The following is a 17,374-nucleotide window of genomic DNA, read 5'->3' as shown; positions in this document are numbered from 1 at the left end:
CTCGCAACTCATCAGTTGGGATCGGTCAGTTCTGCTAGGGCTTGATTCTAACCTGACCCCAACCCTCTCGAATACGGGGCTTTCAACACCTCGTCAAGCACAATCTCGCTGAATCACCATTTTTCGGAACCCGTCGAGGACATTAGTAACGCCTGAAAACTGCCCGACGGGCCTCTTGCTAAATCTAAGGGCGTTTCAACTCTCTCTGCACCTCCAAAATCATCCAAAGGAAGGCTAGGGTACACGGGTACAAACGCCGCTGGCTCTCTCCGGCCGAAGGGCCATCAAACGACGAGCGTCTCTAGCCGATATCTCAGAATTCACTCATTAGATGAGGGTGCGATCCGCGGTGGAGTTTGTCACCCCGAGAGGGGCGAGGGGGGCTGTCGTAGGCCCCCACTCAACAACCATGTCTTCCGACTACGAGCAACAGCGATCACGACTACATAGCGAGCATACTGAACAACCGAGCGAAGAACCATGGGCAGGTCTTGAACTAGCACTCCCTCACGGCAGAAGTCCAACTGGCATCGTCTCATTTGTCGAGCGTGTACTCGTCGAACTTACTCACGAAGACGTCGGAGCCGAGTTCGTCTCGACGAACCTAGCGGGCGTGAAGCGGACGCAGTTCATCGCCGTTGACGATGTCGGGCAGCGATTCCAGAAGCGGTATTTCGACGAGCGTCTCGGCTGGCACGAAACGACAGTCAGCCGTGGTGCGGTTCGTGACGAACTGGTTAGCCGACTCTCGCGGTTATCCCTTGACCGAATTGACGAGACGCCGAATGCTGAGCCAGATACGTTCCGCGTGATGCCTACTCATCAGCTCTGAGTTCGCCACACCGTTAACCAACACAGATCCGCAGACTTCCGCGATGTTGGTTAACGGAGTGGCAGCGACGCAAACGGAACCCCCATCTCGCGAAGAGTGGTAGTTCGGACGATGTCGATGTGAGCATGAACGAAACGGTTGTCCAAGGTCATTTCTGGGAACCCCCAGAGGGGGTCCACAGATGTTTAAGTCACCACAGAGCAATCATCTATCCATGGCCACGGATCTCACTGAACGGGTGCAAGAAATCGCCGAAGCGCGGGGTATCCCCGAATCAGAGATCCTCGAACAGGCGTTGGAACGCGGCGTCGAAGATCTCTGGGTTGACCTCGTCCTCTCGCGATACATAGACGACGACATCGACCGCGAGACCGCAATCAACCTCGTCGGTCGAGACCGTGTCAAGCGAGCAGAGCAGGAGGTACAGGTCGTCGAAGACGACGTTCGGTGGGGACTGAATGCGTGATCCTCGCGGTTGCTGATGCGGGCCCCATTATTCATCTCGACGAGATTGACGCGCTTGCATTGCTCTCGGTCGTCGACGAGCTGCTGATTCCACAGACTGTCTACCAAGAACTCGAGGCGGGGATGGTCCCATCTGCGCTTGAAACCATTGAGTACGAACTGGTCGAGAGTGACACAACTGATCTTGGTGTCGAGTTGGATCCCGGTGAGACAGCTGCACTCGCCATCGCATCTGAACGCGCTGCCGTACTCCTGACTGATGACCTTGCAGCACGAGACGCTGCGAACGATCGCGATGTGGAAGTCCATGGCTCGATTGGGATTCTGGTGCTTGCGTCTACACGGGGAGAACTCGAGAAATCAGCGGCGGCTGAGCTGATGCGAGCACTCCAGACTGAAACGAGTCTCTTCGTTACTGACGCTGTAGTTGAGCACGGTATCTCACTCCTCGATGAGAGCTAATTTGTCGGTTCTCGACTTTCCGAAGGTTGTTCTGTTCACCGACGACGTTGCCGTCGTCGGCTATCGCTACCCGCGATCGGACTGATTCTCCGACTGGGCTGTTTCTCAGCGTCTCCAGAATGCGGCGCGTTCTGGTGTGCGCACGAGAACGCTATTTCTCGTGCCCGCCAAGAGGCGTGCAGCACGCGACCATGAGCGCTGCGTGACCTATTATGTCTGGTCCCGATTCGCACGACGACACGAGTTGCGACTACGAACAGTTCGAGAAAGAACAGCTCACCCAGGACCGCGACGCCATCGGGGTCGACACGGCGGACGTCGACGACGCGACAGGCCAACGCCTGGTCAACGACCTCGTCGACGCGGACGTCGTCACTCCGGTACCCGAGGACCAAGTTCTGGTTCACGAGCCGAGCGGCACCGCGTTCGACTCATCGACGCAGCTGGCCGTCTTCCACCGTGGCTGGACGGCCGGCCGCGACGCCGACGCGGAGGGCGAGTGATGCAGCAGACGCTCCTTGGCTGTGCCTTCTGTGACGTCCCGCCGGGCACCGAGACTGGCGAGGCGCACTCGTGGGGAACAGATGGGCGGGTCACTCACCCGATCTGTGTCGACTGCGCGATTCAGACGGAGCCGGATCCCGACGAGCGCGACCACGTCGCCTGTGACGGCTGTGGACTGGTCGTCGACACGCCTCCTTGCCCAGGCAGATACTTGACATCAGAATGTTTCCAAGGATTAGACAGATTGTTTTCACCCAGTTCTTCGATTTCTTTGGCGACATCGGTTTTCACTGGTTCTGAGAATTCTTCAAAGTCAACTCTGAGCTGTTGTTCAAAGACTGTCTTCGATAAGCTCTCCAACGTCTCCCTCAATGTCTCCACGCTTTCTTGCTTCCTGTATCTTCTCTCAGTACTTTGTGAGAGTTTTTCATCAACCGAATGCTTCCACTCCATCTCTTTGCGGATCATGGCCCGGATCGCCTCGGCTTTGGATTTGTACCGGCCTTCCTCAACCTCGGACTCCACGTACCTATAGAACCTTCTGGGGATATCAACAGATATAGTAGGCATAATAAAGACAATAATGGCATTGAAATTATAAAAATCTTACATAAGGCTGGTGTTGGATGGCGAGATTTAGTGTGTTTGAACCCAAAGCTCGCCCATCGTAGAGAGCCGTGGTCTATACCGGTTTTTCTCGGGTATGCGCTTGACGAACCCTTTGTTTTCTAGTTGCTTGATGTTGTACTGGACCTTGCTCTTGAACGAGTCCATTTCGATGTCTTCGCCAGTCTGTTCGGATAGCTGTCGTGCAAGTTCTGAAGTTGATTCGGCCTCTCCATGGTCGAATAAGAATCGGAGGATCTGTTTTTCGAATTCGTGGAGCTCGGCGAAGGGTACAACAGGGAATTCGACGTGAAGTCCGCCGTTCATCTTCTTCGCGCCTTTGGTGGTGCCACTGTTCTCGATTTCGCTCAATAACGTGTTTAGAGTGTCGTGGCGTTCTTCGAACTCTGGTCCATCTTGCTTATCAAGGAATTCTGTTTCCTTTTTTAGTTCTTGTATCATCTCGGTGATGAGGTAGCGTTCAGGTGAGACGTAGTAGGTGTGTACTTGATCCCTGAGTTCAGGTGTTTCGACTACGAGTGAGTTGGCGGCTGTTGCATATGCGAATGCGACTGTTCTCGGCATTGATGAGATGTTGACCCAGACATCGTTGTCGTTTTCTACCTCTGTTTTGATCATTTCGTAGGCCATTGGGTAGATATCTTCGAATTTGAATATGTCTTCAACAGAGGTTATTTTGACGTCTTTGCCGAGGATGTTTCCGAAGGTCTCGTCAAGTTTGTCGACCATTCTCTGTGCGAGGTTCTGGACTTCCTCGGTGTTCTCTTTGCGTGCGGAGTGCAGTAGGTGGATTTTGTCTGCTTCAAGGTTGCCTTGTGTGATGGGTTGGAAGAGCCGTTCGTAGTCGAATCCGACGGGGATGATGTGGACTTTTTCGTTCATATAGTTCTAGTCAGGACCCTCAAATTTGTAAAACTGTTTGTATGGTTTTGCTCCCAGACAAATTTCATTGTACGTTCTTGACTTCGTTTGACGAAGGGTTTATATTTCTTGATGTCGTTTGAGAACAATATAGAACCTCGATTTCGAGTGGAGGAAATTCAATGACAATCCCCAGCCGAAAACACCAGGGATTCAACCCCGCAATCAGCGACCACGCACCTAGAGGCACAGTTATCTTAGCAGAACCGCAGAAAGCACACAGCGACTTTCTCAATGAAATCCCACTAGAAACAAGGGTTCTCATCCGGATCCAACACGCAGAAAGACTGGTGAGAAAAGGTAAAACCGCCGAAACATACTACGGCGAAAACACAACCGTAATCACCACCACAACAGTTCACGACAGAATACTATCAGACCTGTCCTGGCAAAGAGAACTCGACGTCATCCGAGAGTTTGAACCTGATTACCACATTCCTTGTGACTATCCAGTATACAAGCATGATCAAGAGAGTCAGAGGCGTGAACACGTTCTGAACTGTCTTGAGGGAACACTCTGGATCGGCCAGCGTCTCAGAGACGTCAAAACAGAGATAATCCCGTTAGTCAAGGGAGAGACATCCGGTGAACGCAACCTCTGCTATAGGGTTTACAGGGATATCGGTGCCGAGTACGTTGCTGTCTACGGCGCTCAATACTTCCTCTCCGGAAAGGGTTTCAAACCGTTACAGCGACTGCTTCAGAACATTGCTTCGGAAGCACCGAACCTCAAGCTAATGATAATCGGGCTACAGTCACCTCGGCTCTTAGAGAAGGCACCACCGCAGGTTGTGGCAGCTGCCGGCCAGCGCTGGATCAAGGAAACCAGGCTTCGGAAGGTTCCGACCCCGGCATCCGCCTATCTATACGATAAGATGAATGAACGTATTCACAACGCCGTTTCGAGCGGACAAGCACCGCTAAGCATGTTCACCGAACCAACCGAGGTGACTGCATGATGGGCGGCGGCTACACTACCTCGCCCGGTAGTTATCCGCAGGGAGGGCGGAAACCCGGCGATACCGGTCAAGCCGGTGATGTTCTGCAAGAAACACTTCGCAGCGAAGATGAGGTTGACGAGAGCTATGAAGAGTACGTTGAAGACACAAACATCACCGACCGCCAAGGAGAGAAGATTTCGGACAGAAGAGACGTCTTGGTCGGGATCCTTGACGGCGATCTCGCGGTTGAAGATAGCCGTTTGATTGGTTCTTTCACCCGAGGTACGATGACCGGGCCATTGAAGCAGGACTCAGATGCAGACGTGATGGTGGTACTCGATGCTGACAAGCATCGGGACTGGATAAACCAGGAGAACGGTCCGACGAACGCACTGCGGGCGATCAAGCGGCGGATTGAGAACGATCCTAGGTTCTCACAGACAGATGTGAGAATCGACCAGAACGCAGTAAAGGTGAAATATCATGATTCGACGATTGAGATAGTGCCTGCCTTCCGTTACAGTGAGGTTCCGCACGCGGATCATCCGAGTAGCGGGTTCAATCTGTTCAACGATGCTAGTGATGGCTATGCGATACCTGATACGCATGGGCAGCAATCGTGGCAGGGAACTAATCCTCGGAAGTACAAGCAGATGTTCGATGCTCGTGATGAGGCACATAATGGTCGGGTGTCGGGGCTGACTCGTGCTGCGAAGGACTGGGCAGATCAAAACAACGTGTCGGTTCGGTCTTACCACATGGAGATTATGGTATACAATTACTTTGAGGAGAAGGCCCGACGCGGCGAACCAGTACCCAGTTCATACAGTGAACTAACCCGAGAGTTCATGCAGTCGGTTCCGAGCCGAGTTCAAAGCCGAGCAGAAGAGCCTGTCTACGGTGAAGCAGTAGACAAAGGTATGAGCCGAAGCGAACGCAGGAAAACTGCTGAGAAAGCAAAGCAGGCCGGTCAGAAACTAGAGGAGGCTAAACGGCTCAAAGAGCAGGGGAAGACTGAAGAAGCGAAAGAAAAGCTTCGGGAGGTCCACGGAGGCAAGTTCAACTAAGGTGTTCTTATGACTGGAAATGATATGGACGTTGATTTTCGAAACCGGATTTATAATCGTGCTTTAGAAGAGCAAAACAGCAATCTGTGGAATTTCAAACGATATTACACGGCAGCGAGTTTCTGGTCCGCAGTTGATGTTGGGACAGACGCGTATATGGCGCTCGCTGGTGCTGTAATAACCTATGGATTAGCCTGGCGGACAGTTCCAGTCTGGATTATGGCAACACTCTCGTTGTCGGTCGCAGCTATCTCAATTTTCAAAGGAAACAGAAAACCGGGGAAACGAGCTGAGAAGATACATACTCTGGGGAGAAATTACCAGAAGCTCTACGACGAGATCCAGGACTTCATAGAATTGGACCTGAAGGATAATGACCGCGAAAAAGAGTGGATTCGTGATCGGTTCGATAAGTTGGCTTCAGAACGCCACGACTTGAAAGCTGAGGCCACCCTAAGCGGGATTTGGTACCGCTGGTTGAAATTGCGGCGTGGCGACGAGATTTACGAAGAGGCAGCTACGACAGACAAAGAACGAGATCTACTGGATCCAGAAGGATTCGAACAAGAAGATTCAGAGGGAGATGACGAATCATGAGTATACCCACCAATCAGTTAGAAACGTGGAGCAATCCCGGGGCCGACGACTCGGCTACGAAGACATATAACCGGGTCAAGAACTTGATGGAGAGCGATGATTCAATACCTGAACAGAAGGACAAGGACTTCGAAGTTTATCTTCAAGGCTCGTATCGGAACTCCACGAACATCTACGCGGACAGTGATGTCGACTTAGTCGTTCAGTTGGATTCCTCGTTCAGACGTAATCTTTCCCGTCTTAATTCCACTCAGAAATCTAGATACAAGGATTCGTTTTCTAGTGCAAGCTATGGGTTGAGCGACTTTCATCAGGATGTATTAGATACCCTCAGAGACTATTATGGCAGAACCTCGGTCAGTGTAGAAGATCGAGCATTGGTTTTAGATAGCGATTCGCTCCCTCTTAGTGCTGATATTGTTGTCTGCCAGCAGTATCGCCGTTACAACCGATTCCAGAGTACCTTTGACCAGGATTACGATGAGGGAATCCGTTTCAAAGACCAAGAAACTGGAGAAGAGATAATCAGCTATCCTAAAATCCACTACCAGAATGGAGCTGATAAGAACCAATCTGTCCACAGCAGGTATCGGGAAACCATTCGAATTATCAAGAATGCTCGGTCGTACTTGGTGGAGAAAGGCGAAATTGAAGAAGGACTGGCTCCGTCCTACTGCATTGAATGCTTGCTGTACCACGTTCCTTCAAGCAAGTATACTCATGATTTACAGGAACGCTACAGGAACGTGGTTGACTGGCTGGTAGAAGTAAGGATAGACGATTTTGATTGTCAGAACGAGATTCAGGATTTATTCGGGAGCAAATCTACTCAGTGGTCTACTTCTGAAGCGGATGAGTTCATTCGAAAGCTTGTGGATCTCTGGAACAACTGGTATGATTACTGACTTTATTCACGTGCGACTAGTTCGCGGTCTCATAGAATGTTAACCAACAAAATAGGCCATTGACGTTCGTTGTTGGTTAAAGCAGGAGCGAGCGATCATGCCCTACGAGCTACTTACACCCACAGGAACCTCCCACCGGCATTGTCGATCCCTTCGGCGACTACCCGAACTCCGTCGACACCTTGCAAGATACGCCGGTTTGTTAGTGAGATGGAGAGGTGATGTGATCGAGGAGTACGAAGCAGCCCTGCAGTCGATCATCAACGGTGAGTACCCCGACAACATCTTCATCTACGGCAAGACTGGCGTCGGCAAGACCGCTGTAACGAACTTCTTACTGAACGAGCTCTTGGATTCGGCGGAGCATTTCGAAGTCGACCTCTCTGTCATCTCGCTCAACTGCGACGGTCTCAGCACGAGCTACCTGGCGGCGATTAGTCTGGTGAACAACCTCCGAGAACCCGAACATCACATCGCCGAAACCGGCCATCCCCAATCCAAGGTCTATCGACTTCTCTGGGATGAACTCAACAAGCTCTCGGGAACCGTGATAATCGTTCTCGACGAGATCGACCACATCACGGACGACACATTCCTCTACCAGATTACCCGTGCCGACAACAACGGATACATTGACAACATCCAGCTCGGCCTCATCGGGATCAGTAACGACTCGACGTTCCGAGAGCAGCTCGATGCGAAGGTTCAGTCCTCTTTGTGTGAAACCGAAATTTCGTTCCCGCCGTACGGTACGGAAGAGCTCCAGAAGGTCCTCGAACAGCGGGCAGAAATCGCGTTCCACCAGAGCGCTCTCGAAGAGGGCGTGATTCCGCTGTGTGCAGCCCTCGGTCGCCAGGATGGTGGTGACGCCCGACGAGCGATTATACTTCTTCGGAAGGCGGGTGATCTTGCACGCACCGAGACCGCGGATTCAGTTACGACCGACCACGTCGAACGCGCCCAGGAGAAGCTCGAGGCACAGCAGAGCATGGACATCATGCGCGACCTTACCGAACACGAGCAACTCACACTCTACGCGCTGACCACGCTCGCTGCCGAGGAGTCCACGCCGGTGCGATCCCGGGTCGTCTACCAGCGCTACAAAGAACTCTGTGAGTATCGAGGCCGAGACCCCCGTACGGCTCGCCGAATGCGTAGCTTCTTGTCTGACTTCGAGATTCTCAATCTCACGCTCTCGCAGATGGAACACCGTGGTCAGGCGGAGGCACATATCGCGAGCATGAGTTCAACCGCGATATCGCAACCGTCGTCGACGCCCTACAGACGATTATTAGCGACTTCGGTGCCCATCGGAGCATTCTCGGGTATCTTCCTGACTCCGGTGAGGAGTTTCGGACAATCTGAATTCGAAATCGGGTTCTCTCCTCAGTTACCGCTGTTCTCGAAATGGTTCACAGAGGGACCCCACGTTTCCGACGTTCTTGACGACCGGCGAGCAGAATTAACTCAGCATCGCACCTGTTTGGGTGGTGAGTTGTGTCGGTACGTTTGGGGGGCGACTGCTCGGGTTGCGCGCGCTCCGGCGGGCAGCCCGTTCCTGCCGGGCCCGGGCGTTTCGCGCTGCCGTTGCGTCTACGACGGACGGGGCACGGTCGCGGGGCCGGGTCGGGCCGGGTGCAGCCACCCGATACCGGTCAGCCCCGAGGGCGGGCCTGCGAGCACTCGGCCCGCATCCGGGCCCTAACCGTAACCGGGCCGGCTGCATCTTCACCAGCCGTTGCGTCGGCGCTCCCTCGATGCGGTCGCGCCGCCGGCCGGCTGGTTCAGACGTGGCCGCTTGCGCGGTCCGGGCGGGCTGCTCGCCGTTCGGGCGCTTGCCCTCACCCCTCGTTCGCCCGGGCTGCGGTGGCTACTGGGGGTTCGCCGTGCTCACCCCCAGTATGCCACGGTCCGGGGGTCACTCAGGGCTGGCTGTGCGGCCTGCCGGGCGTGCGCTCAAACTCGGCCGCGACGAGCTGTGGGTCCGCGGGCATCCAGCCCGCACCGGGCTACCGCACGAGGCGTTTCCGTTGCGTCTGCGACGGACGGGACAGGCTCGTGCGGGTCCGGGCGCGTGCTGTTCCGGCGGGTCCTCGCTCTCTGCGGCCTCGCTGTGGCCGTATGCGACGCCGTTCACCACCGTATACCCCCCGGCCGTGCCGCCTCGGCGCCGCGGCCGCTTCCGTTGCGTCTACCGACGGACGGGCGTCGGCGAGGCGCCGACCCGCGGTGACCGGCTGGGTATATGGCGGTGACCGCGCGCTCACCTCGAGGTTCACCCCCCGCACTCGTTTGTCGGGGTGCCGTCGGTGCCGCGCCGCGCCGGACAGGGTCCGGCGTGAAGGCGCGGCGCGGGCACCTCGGTGACGGCGTCATCGGTCGACGTCGGAGCCGTAGCTCAAGCAGGTTGGTTCGTGAGAATCCCGCGAGTGAGGTCGCGGGCGTCGGCGCGTCAGCGCCTTCAAGGACTACAATGTCTAGTAACAACTCCAGTCGAAAGGTAGTTTCGGTGGCTGAACAGGCGTTCGAACACGCGGACGAGACGGCAGTCGACGAAGACGGGTTTGAGGTCGTCGACGAGACGCCGACGTTCCAAGCGACGGTGCAACAGGAGATTCAGGCAAAGGTGGATGCGAACCACCCTGACGGGATCGCAGACACGAGCGACGAGCGGATTGACGGCGTGACGTTGGCCCAAGAAGAGCGCATTCGAGCGCGGGAAGCCGAGCTTGAACGGATTAGTGCCCGTGCGGAACTGGGCTCGCAAGACGGTCGTGAGGCGCGGTCGCGGGTGATTGCGGCCGAACGAAGCGCTGAGCGGCGGCGGCAGTTCCAGAAGCGGGCGGCGAGCGTGAATCCGGTGATGGACCCTGACCGAGTGGATCCTCAGACGGAGCTTACTCAGGACCAGTTGGGCGCGGTGAACTCTCAGGCAAAACAGTTGGCAGAGAAGTTGGATGGCTGGTCGCGAGCGGCGATCAGTCGGCGACTGAGCGAGGCGGTGTTGAGCGGGAAAGACATGCTGTCGGCAGCGGTAAGCGTGTTCGAGGAACTCGAGGGCGCACCGGGGACGATGGTGCCGATTGGGAAGCTTGAGGGCGTGTCGCGACGCGAGGTGTGCATTGAAGGGACGCTGACGACGGTGTGGGAGTCAGAGTCGCCGGCGATTCAGCAAGCGGGGGTACTCGAAGACGAAAGCGGGCAGGTGAAGCTGACGAGTTGGAAGGCCTCGGAGGTGCCGTGGATTCGTGAGGGCGAACGCGTGCGGATTCACGGAGCGGCGCGGAACTGGTACGACGGGCGTGTCTCGATTGCCCTGACGGGCTGGACGACGGTGCACTTCCCCGAGCGCGACGCTTGGTGGGACGTCTAACGGCGCGAGGCAGCCCTCTTTTTTGTTGGTGGCCGGGCCGACCCAGACCCCACCGCCCCACCCTCCGCTCCGTGCTCGCGGACGCTGCGCGCGCAGCCACGACCTCTGGAACACTTTTGGATGTCACGATGGGGGCTGGTGTCTTCGATATCTAACAATGAAAATGACTGTTAAATTGGGGTATCACTATCATGACTATTATGTTGTCTCTCCAGCGACTAGCATGCTTCGGGGAAACCAACAAGGGCTGAATCGGCGACAAGCACTCCGCATTTTTGGGACTTCATTTGCGATTGGAACCGCGTCTCTCAACGCGGGACGTTCAGTTGCTGCTCGTGCAGCAACAGAGCCGTCATGGCCGACGTTTCAGTTTGACAATGGTCGGTCTGGATACAACCCGCATGGAAGACGGCCTACAGGCAAGATCACAAAATTATGGGAAACGACCGACGGATCATTCTCGAGTAGTCCAGCCGTCGTCGGAGAATTACTGTACCACGGGACTGCCGCGAATGGCCTCTTCGCCTATGATGTCGAAGATGGGAGCACCGTCTGGAACAGTCCAACCAACGGGCGAATCGCCCCCTCAAGACCAACGGTAGCCGATGGAGTTGTCTATATCGGCGATTGGGAGCATGTCTTCTACGCATTCGATAGTACGACTGGGAGTGAACGCTGGCGTTACGATGCTGGTGCGATACTTAATCGTGATTCAGTTGTTGCTGATGGGGTGGTGTATTTCAGTGACGCAGAGGGGGTTATTCACGCGGTCTCAACAGCCGACGGGACTGCTATCTGGACCCTCGACACCGGCTTTGGAATCTCCTCACTTGCGATGAGTGATGGGAGTCTTTTCTTTGGGGGTTCTAATTCCCGGATCTCTCGGCTTGATGCAGCAACTGGCGCGGTCGAGTGGTCTCATCATGTTCCTTACTCTCCACGACACATTGTCCTCGTCGATGGTATCGTGTATGTTGGTGGTTGGCCGTATCTCGCGACCTACAACGCAGTCGATGGAACAGAACGCTGGCGTGTCTATGTCGGGACAATCACCAACTCGCCAGCGATCTCTGATCGACTAATCTATCTCGGCTCTACCAACAACCAACTCCTCGCATTTGATCGAGCGACTGGTGAAGAACAATGGGCCTTCACAGTTGGGGAACACCAGATCCAAGGAATTGTCTCCTCGCCTGCTGTCGTCCAAAATCGTGTGTACTTCGGCGGTTATGACGGCTACGTCTATGAACTCCATGCACGGACTGGTAAGCTGATGTGGGCATTCGACACTGGTACTGAGATCACAGGATCGCCAGCTGTCGTTAACCGCCGTCTGTATATTGGGAGCCGCTTAGGGGGTATGTACGCATTCAGTTGATTCACTACTCCGACTCGATACTGGACTCGTCAGTGGGGGAACTCAACGATCTACGTTTAGTGGCAAGTGTCTGCGATCATGATTCCCTCCCAACACTATCATGGGGTTGCACAGAGATGCATTCAGTATGGCCCTCCCACTAGTGTCTGACCTCAGCAAGCAATTTCGCCCGCGAACACTACTCGTTTCCCTCGTAGTGTTCATCTGTTCAGCTATTTTCTTTAATTTCGTGTCGCGTGTCGAGCTTCTCGTGTCGTTGCTTCGATGGGAGTTCCTTGCGCTTGGATTACTGGTAGTCAGTGCTATCCTTGCCGCTCGAGACGATGGACTAGTGCGAACGTGGCTGTTCGCATTCGCCCTTGCCGCTGGGTTCGGGATTCACCTCGCTGGGATTGGGATTACTGGGGCTTCGCCAGGACTAGTCTTTCGCATCGCGTGGGCTGGGCTGGTTGGTCTGAGTGCTGCGCTCATACTCGGAACCCTCGGTGGCTCACTTGGACTAGGACTCAAACGTTTCAGGACAGGTTCGTGAACCTCGGATCAAAATAGGTGCCTGCCTCACTTGTACTGGGTGTCGAAGAAAACGCTCACTCGTCTCGTAGCAGCAGTCAGGTGGTGAGTTCGCTCGTATACTGCTGTTCCCAGTCGTCGCGGGCTTCGATTTCTCGGCGACCGCGAGCGGTGATTGCGTAGACGTTCGTTCGGCGGTCCTTTTCACCCTTGTCGAGGAGACCTTTCTCAACGAGCGTATCGAGATTGGGGTATAGCCGGCCGTGGTGGATCTCGGTTTCGTAGTAGCCCTCGAGTTGGTCTTTGATTGCGAGGCCGTGTGGCTCGTCCAAGCCGGCGGTGACATACAGCAGGTCGCGTTGGAACCCGGTCAGATCGTACATTTTGCTGCCCACAGCTAGTTTAAGAATACATAAACGTCTGTTGGCCTCCGGTCAGGCTTTCACAGTGACCTCGCTGGACGAACGTTTATATCGGAACGTACAGCCACGACGCGGTATGCCACCCTATCGTGATCCGACCGCGGAATTTCGACCGTATGGCGAAGCGACGCAGATTCCCGACGTACAGCTAAAACCCGATCACGCCGAGCACGGCGACGTGATTCCGGAGCGTGACTACCCCGCAGGTGACGATCTGGACACAGACATCTGTCAGACCTGTGAGCGGGCCATTCCTCCGACCCAGAGCCAGTGTCGGTTCTGCCTCGAACAAGACGTTTCGGGGCCAGACAACACCTCAGCGCCCCACGAGCAATCACTCTACGGCATCATCTGTCTGCTCGTTCCGTCACAGTCATCTCAGGGTGCACTCGCAAAAGGGACTGCAGCCACACGATTACTGCAGCGTTCTCACTCGTCGACCATCGATGAGTGTACACCTGTTGCAGCGCTCGAACAGTCGCTCGCGGAGCCACTCCGAACGCGGTGGGGTCATCTCCCGGACGTCGTTCCAGCGACTGAGTCACGTTCGAGTGGGTTCGTAGAGAAAGCGAGGACAGTTCCGCTGTGGTCCGCTCCTCCTTCGACGGAGGGCTCTTCCTCCCGGTGGTACGACGCTGCTGGAGCGCAGATCACCGACCGGACGCGGCGTGAACAGTTACTCTCTGACTCGGAGACGTGGGTTGTTCCAGCGATTGCGCTTCGACGAGCGTCTCCCGATACGTCGCCATCACAGCCGACATCTACCTCACCAACACGGCAACGGCTCCGCTGTCAGTCATGTGGTGAGCAGACACCGCATCGGTTCGACTCACGCGACGACAGCCAACCCGTGGCGTGGGCTGGAGAGCCGATCTGGCGGTGTTCCGTGTGTCGAACCCCGAAGTGTGGACCTGACCCGAACGCCTGATGTTGACATCATTGACCACGAGGTCGGTCGTCTTGCCATCAGTGGCTGGTCCGTCCGGGCGAACGAGAAGACACACAACTTCTGGGCGTTCCGCCGGTTCATCAACCGACTCGCACACACCCCCGAAGAATACAGCATCACCGTCGAGGTGCGTTCGGAGGCGTGGACGTCGCAGACGTGTCCGAACTGCGGGTCGACCGACCGGACGACGCGCCACAAGCACACGCTGACGTGCGAGTGTGGCTTTGAGGGTCACGCAGACCTCGTTGCGTCCGAGACGTTCCTGAGACGGCAGACCGACGTAGCAAGGCCGATAGCACGGCCTGTATGCCTCAAGTGGGACAACCATGAATGGTTGGAGTCATCACACTCTCATCGTCCCAACGAGGAGCATACGAACCCGCAAGTTGCCTCCGTGGGTCGGTAAGCGATACCACCATCACGAGGAAACTCCGCCGTTCACGGCGGGGAGAATGTCATCCCGACTGCTCACTAACCCGTTCATCTGAACCCGAACCGTTTCACATCACTGGAGCGTCTCATCGTGGGGGAAAATCCCGTCGATTAACTACAAACGTCAACGCCACGTAGCTTCTTCTATGTCGCATCGAGACATGACACCACCGGCAGGGCATCACACAGAAATCCTACCGGAGAAGCAGAGGGAGAGATGATGAGCGAACGAGAACTGGTGGATTATCTTATCTTCCGTGAGATCGATCCACCCGTGACCCACGCCGAGCGAGAACGCGCCAGCGAGCGGTCGATTGCGGCGCTAGACACGGTCCGTGACGACGGCGATGCTATCGAATGGGTCAAATCCGAGATCATGACGAATGAAGATGACATGGTGACCGGGACACTCTGTCACTTCCGAGCGGAGACGGAGGAAACACTCCACGAGCACGCCAACTGTGCCGGGCTTCCAGTCTCACAGGTTCATCGCCGGGGGGAGCACGTCGTCGGGCCGGATGGATAGACAGCGACTCGAGCACCGATTCAGGAACAGAGAACGGCACATCCGTTCGAGGAGGGGAGTACGTTACGACTCGGACTCAAGTGCCTCCTTGAGGGACTTTGGATTGAACCGTGGCAACTGAATCGCACGGGACCAATACGATTCGAAGAGGGTCTTCGCCCAGGCGCGTCCCTCTGGGTCGTCCGTATCGATAAATGCTCGCGGAGCGCCGGTATCAGGGTCGCGGAGACCGATTCCGATGTGGGAGTCACAAATGATGAGTCCGAAAGGGAGAGTCTCGTGGATCCGCATTGTGAGAAACTCGCTGGCACACAGCTCAATGCACTTCCTTGGATAGTTTTCCATGACGTCCTCCGCTACGTCCGGTCGTTCGACGACTTTCGTCTCCAGCCCATCAAGAATCCGGCCGTGGATTTCGTCCATGTAGGTCGGGGCGATGGCGTATGAATCGAACATTCGCAACGACTCCGTCTCCTGAACGAGGGAGACGAACCGCGCCAGCGGACCAAACGGATCACCTCGGTCGGCTGTCGTGACCGTCGCGTCTGAGAAGGCGTCGATAGGACACGGCGGTTGAATACCGGAAACGGCCTCGAACAAGGGGGCAAGGCGAACGGTCGTTCGCATGTCCGCTTCGAACCCAGCGACAACCTCAGCGACAGCCTCACCAAATTCGGTGAGGCTGTATTCCCCGTCCTTTCGCTCGACGAGGCCCCGATCGGCGAGGGAACTGGTGTTTCGATGGGCGGTCGACTTCGAGATTCCAAGACTCTGTTCTAACTCGCGCCGATCTTTCGCTCCCTCGCGCAAGGCCGCGATCATCGGTGATCTGTTGACCACCTCGATGAGAAGGTCGGAATCGACTGGGATGTCCTCGAACATGGTTGTGACTCTCGGTAGCGATGTACAAAGAGGTTATACTCGCCGTTTTCGCCCGCTGGAAATGAATCTTTTCGAGATATACGCTCTACATTCAGCACGCGAGTACTGACAGAGTCCAGAGAGTTCGCGCTCCGGTGGGGTAACTCCCGCCTGCGAATAAATCAGGCCCAAACGCTTTATGGGTATCTGGTCACTTCCATTTATGTCGCCCAAAGTATCTCCACAAACAGGATTTTACGCTTTGGGGATTTTCTGTTTTTGTCTTGGTACCCAGCACGCTCTATTGGAGGGTCGTGGATTAGAAACGGCACTAGAATCAATCATCATATTGAGCTTGGCCGTACTCGTGCTGTTTACCGCATATAGACTGCCGAATCGGGATTTGTCTCCTGTCAGCCGCTGGAGGGCCCTGTTATTAAGCGTCGGTGTGGCAGCCTCATTTGCAACTCTTGCCCTCGCTGTCTGGTTGACCTGGAGTATAAGAGACCCGGCTCGAGAATTCTCGTTTCTAATCTCCTTTGCCACCGTTTTAGGAGCGGTCGTCGGGACCCAAACCAGTCTTTATGCCATGGCTGAGGAGGCGCGTCTGAAAGAGTCCCAAGAACTCTCTAAACTACTCATGATCAATCAACGTGTATTACGCCACAACATTAGGAACGAACTCTCCATCGCTCTTGGCTATCTAGAAAATCTCGAAACAGTCGACGATGTCGAGGAGATACCTGAAACGAATCAGATCATTCGTCGGCATCTGAATGAACTTCTTGGGACAACTGAGCGGACTCGAGAGATCGTGACGATATGGGAAAATGATGGCTTACACACAGTTGACCTTACTGAAATCGTCAAAACACAACTCGGACAATTTCGAGAGGAGTACCCGGAGATAACGATTACTACAGAACTTCCGGAGCAATGTGAAGTGCAGGCACATCCATCACTTTCGCTCGCAATCGAGGAAGCTGTTCTAAACGCGATTGACCACAATTCAGCAGATGTCAGGATAACTATCTCGGTCAACACGCAGAACGATGAGACAGTAATCGTTGAGATTTCAGATACAGGAAAGGGGATTTCAGCTGTAGATAGAGAGGCGATGGAAATTCCTACTGAGACTCCTCTTACCCATACTGAAGGACTTGGAATGTGGATTATATATTGGACATTAATAATGTCTGGTGGGAGAGTTGAATTTGCCGAAAATGAACCACAGGGCGCGATTGTTCGGTTGATACTTCCTCAGAGCTCTTCTTTCTTCTCGATCTTCTCGAGAAATAAGCGTGATAAATAGCCTACCTAAACCGGACGCCAAAGATGTCTTGTCAACAGTAGCCTTTGGGTAGATATGGCGAAATGGTTCCGACTATACACTCAAATCTACACATATCACTATGTGGTTCTCGGAATCACTGGTATAGTAGCAACAGTTGTGTTCGCTACACCAGGAACCAACTTCAGTACATCACAAAGCCGGTTAGTTGAGACGTCTGCTTGCAGAAGGTGTGTCTAATACCAAGCAAGCAGACAGTGAAATCCACGAGGACCAGCTCCTTAACTTCCTCGTCAACCGACTTGACGAGG

16 protein-coding genes and 3 pseudogenes are annotated in these 17,374 nt (G+C 54.9%); 15 read left to right on the top strand and 4 right to left on the bottom strand.

Annotation, left to right across the window (positions count from 1 at the left end; translation table 11 throughout):
• The first annotated feature begins 409 nt into the window (after positions 1-409).
• The 5 genes and pseudogenes from NDI65_RS20205 to NDI65_RS20185 form a co-directional block, all read left to right on the top strand.
• On the top strand, positions 410-832 hold the full coding sequence (locus NDI65_RS20205) for a hypothetical protein (RefSeq protein WP_345784715.1): 423 nt from the start codon (positions 410-412) through the stop codon (positions 830-832).
• A gap of 214 nt (positions 833-1,046) precedes the next feature.
• Entirely contained in the window at positions 1,047-1,298 is a 252-nt protein-coding gene (locus NDI65_RS20200; RefSeq protein WP_042662721.1) for a ribbon-helix-helix protein, CopG family, read from the top strand.
• Positions 1,295-1,759 carry a nucleic acid-binding protein gene (locus tag NDI65_RS20195; protein ID WP_310894191.1) on the top strand — a complete coding sequence of 155 codons (465 nt, stop codon included), beginning with the start codon at positions 1,295-1,297 and terminating at the stop codon, positions 1,757-1,759. The genes NDI65_RS20200 and NDI65_RS20195 overlap by 4 nt, the downstream gene beginning before the upstream one ends.
• Before the next feature lie 212 nt (positions 1,760-1,971).
• Positions 1,972-2,262: a hypothetical protein gene (locus NDI65_RS20190; RefSeq protein WP_310894190.1), complete on the top strand. Its 291-nt coding sequence runs from the start codon at positions 1,972-1,974 to the stop codon at positions 2,260-2,262.
• Positions 2,262-2,453, top strand: a pseudogene (locus NDI65_RS20185) (hypothetical protein); the annotation flags it as partial. The gene NDI65_RS20190 and the pseudogene NDI65_RS20185, both read left to right, overlap by 1 nt.
• Here the strand turns inward: NDI65_RS20185 and NDI65_RS20180 are convergent.
• Positions 2,384-2,833, bottom strand: a complete 450-nt coding sequence (locus NDI65_RS20180; protein WP_310894219.1) for a hypothetical protein — start codon at positions 2,831-2,833, stop codon at positions 2,384-2,386. The pseudogene NDI65_RS20185 and the gene NDI65_RS20180 sit on opposite strands and share 70 nt — an antisense overlap.
• Positions 2,834-2,899: 66 nt before the next feature.
• Entirely contained in the window at positions 2,900-3,772 is an 873-nt protein-coding gene (locus NDI65_RS20175; protein ID WP_310894189.1) for a DUF6293 family protein, read from the bottom strand.
• A gap of 161 nt (positions 3,773-3,933) precedes the next feature.
• Here NDI65_RS20175 and NDI65_RS20170 point away from each other — a divergent pair, with 161 nt between their 5' ends.
• The 7 genes and pseudogenes from NDI65_RS20170 to NDI65_RS20140 all read left to right on the top strand — a co-directional run bounded on the left by NDI65_RS20170 (position 3,934) and on the right by NDI65_RS20140 (position 12,072).
• Complete coding sequence (locus NDI65_RS20170; RefSeq protein ID WP_310894188.1) at positions 3,934-4,770, top strand: hypothetical protein; 837 nt, start codon at positions 3,934-3,936, stop codon at positions 4,768-4,770.
• The gene (locus NDI65_RS20165; RefSeq protein WP_310894187.1) at positions 4,767-5,819 is read left to right on the top strand and encodes a CBASS oligonucleotide cyclase; all 1,053 of its coding nucleotides are present in this window, start codon (positions 4,767-4,769) and stop codon (positions 5,817-5,819) included. Before NDI65_RS20170 ends, NDI65_RS20165 begins: the two co-directional genes overlap by 4 nt.
• Positions 5,820-5,828: 9 nt before the next feature.
• Complete coding sequence (locus NDI65_RS20160) at positions 5,829-6,416, top strand: hypothetical protein (protein WP_310894186.1); 588 nt, start codon at positions 5,829-5,831, stop codon at positions 6,414-6,416.
• Positions 6,413-7,321, top strand: a complete 909-nt coding sequence (locus NDI65_RS20155; RefSeq protein WP_310894185.1) for a nucleotidyltransferase — start codon at positions 6,413-6,415, stop codon at positions 7,319-7,321. Before NDI65_RS20160 ends, NDI65_RS20155 begins: the two co-directional genes overlap by 4 nt.
• Before the next feature lie 226 nt (positions 7,322-7,547).
• Positions 7,548-8,686, top strand: a pseudogene (locus NDI65_RS20150) (orc1/cdc6 family replication initiation protein); the annotation flags it as partial.
• A gap of 1,108 nt (positions 8,687-9,794) precedes the next feature.
• Entirely contained in the window at positions 9,795-10,694 is a 900-nt protein-coding gene (locus tag NDI65_RS20145; protein WP_310894183.1) for a DNA-binding protein, read from the top strand.
• A gap of 223 nt (positions 10,695-10,917) precedes the next feature.
• The gene (locus tag NDI65_RS20140) at positions 10,918-12,072 is read left to right on the top strand and encodes a PQQ-binding-like beta-propeller repeat protein (protein ID WP_310894182.1); all 1,155 of its coding nucleotides are present in this window, start codon (positions 10,918-10,920) and stop codon (positions 12,070-12,072) included.
• 608 nt (positions 12,073-12,680) lie between these two features.
• Here NDI65_RS20140 and NDI65_RS20135 read toward each other — a convergent pair.
• The gene (locus NDI65_RS20135) at positions 12,681-12,965 is read right to left on the bottom strand and encodes a PadR family transcriptional regulator (RefSeq protein WP_310894181.1); all 285 of its coding nucleotides are present in this window, start codon (positions 12,963-12,965) and stop codon (positions 12,681-12,683) included.
• A gap of 1,007 nt (positions 12,966-13,972) precedes the next feature.
• Here NDI65_RS20135 and NDI65_RS20130 point away from each other — a divergent pair.
• Both NDI65_RS20130 and NDI65_RS20125 read left to right on the top strand, forming a co-directional pair.
• Positions 13,973-14,359 (top strand): annotated as a pseudogene (locus tag NDI65_RS20130) (transposase); the annotation flags it as partial.
• Positions 14,360-14,605: 246 nt separating this feature from the next.
• Positions 14,606-14,911 (top strand): nickel-binding protein, encoded by a 306-nt coding sequence (locus tag NDI65_RS20125; RefSeq protein ID WP_310894180.1) that lies wholly within the window; start codon positions 14,606-14,608, stop codon positions 14,909-14,911.
• A gap of 63 nt (positions 14,912-14,974) precedes the next feature.
• Here the strand turns inward: NDI65_RS20125 and NDI65_RS20120 are convergent, their stop codons facing one another.
• Positions 14,975-15,793, bottom strand: a complete 819-nt coding sequence (locus tag NDI65_RS20120; RefSeq protein ID WP_310894179.1) for a helix-turn-helix domain-containing protein — start codon at positions 15,791-15,793, stop codon at positions 14,975-14,977.
• A gap of 568 nt (positions 15,794-16,361) precedes the next feature.
• Here NDI65_RS20120 and NDI65_RS20115 point away from each other — a divergent pair.
• A complete protein-coding gene (locus NDI65_RS20115) occupies positions 16,362-17,084 on the top strand; it encodes a HAMP domain-containing sensor histidine kinase (RefSeq protein WP_310894178.1) in 723 nt (240 codons plus the stop codon).
• The last annotated feature ends 290 nt before the right edge of the window (positions 17,085-17,374 follow it).

The organism is Haloferax sp. S2CR25, from assembly GCF_031624535.1.
Classification (GTDB): domain Archaea; phylum Halobacteriota; class Halobacteria; order Halobacteriales; family Haloferacaceae; genus Haloferax; species Haloferax massiliensis.
This window is presented reverse-complemented; position numbering and strand designations above follow the sequence as displayed.

Coding starts and splice junctions, on each gene's coding strand:
- NDI65_RS20140 (WP_310894182.1), top strand. CDS start 10,918: ATGCTTCGGGGAAACCAACAAGGGCTGAATCGGCGACAAGCACTCCGC.
- NDI65_RS20170 (WP_310894188.1), top strand. CDS start 3,934: ATGACAATCCCCAGCCGAAAACACCAGGGATTCAACCCCGCAATCAGC.
- NDI65_RS20145 (WP_310894183.1), top strand. CDS start 9,795: ATGTCTAGTAACAACTCCAGTCGAAAGGTAGTTTCGGTGGCTGAACAG.
- NDI65_RS20205 (WP_345784715.1), top strand. CDS start 410: ATGTCTTCCGACTACGAGCAACAGCGATCACGACTACATAGCGAGCAT.
- NDI65_RS20125 (WP_310894180.1), top strand. CDS start 14,606: ATGAGCGAACGAGAACTGGTGGATTATCTTATCTTCCGTGAGATCGAT.
- NDI65_RS20190 (WP_310894190.1), top strand. CDS start 1,972: ATGTCTGGTCCCGATTCGCACGACGACACGAGTTGCGACTACGAACAG.
- NDI65_RS20120 (WP_310894179.1), bottom strand. CDS start 15,793: ATGTTCGAGGACATCCCAGTCGATTCCGACCTTCTCATCGAGGTGGTC.
- NDI65_RS20175 (WP_310894189.1), bottom strand. CDS start 3,772: ATGAACGAAAAAGTCCACATCATCCCCGTCGGATTCGACTACGAACGG.
- NDI65_RS20180 (WP_310894219.1), bottom strand. CDS start 2,833: ATGCCTACTATATCTGTTGATATCCCCAGAAGGTTCTATAGGTACGTG.
- NDI65_RS20165 (WP_310894187.1), top strand. CDS start 4,767: ATGATGGGCGGCGGCTACACTACCTCGCCCGGTAGTTATCCGCAGGGA.
- NDI65_RS20155 (WP_310894185.1), top strand. CDS start 6,413: ATGAGTATACCCACCAATCAGTTAGAAACGTGGAGCAATCCCGGGGCC.
- NDI65_RS20200 (WP_042662721.1), top strand. CDS start 1,047: ATGGCCACGGATCTCACTGAACGGGTGCAAGAAATCGCCGAAGCGCGG.
- NDI65_RS20135 (WP_310894181.1), bottom strand. CDS start 12,965: ATGTACGATCTGACCGGGTTCCAACGCGACCTGCTGTATGTCACCGCC.
- NDI65_RS20115 (WP_310894178.1), top strand. CDS start 16,362: ATGGCTGAGGAGGCGCGTCTGAAAGAGTCCCAAGAACTCTCTAAACTA.
- NDI65_RS20160 (WP_310894186.1), top strand. CDS start 5,829: ATGACTGGAAATGATATGGACGTTGATTTTCGAAACCGGATTTATAAT.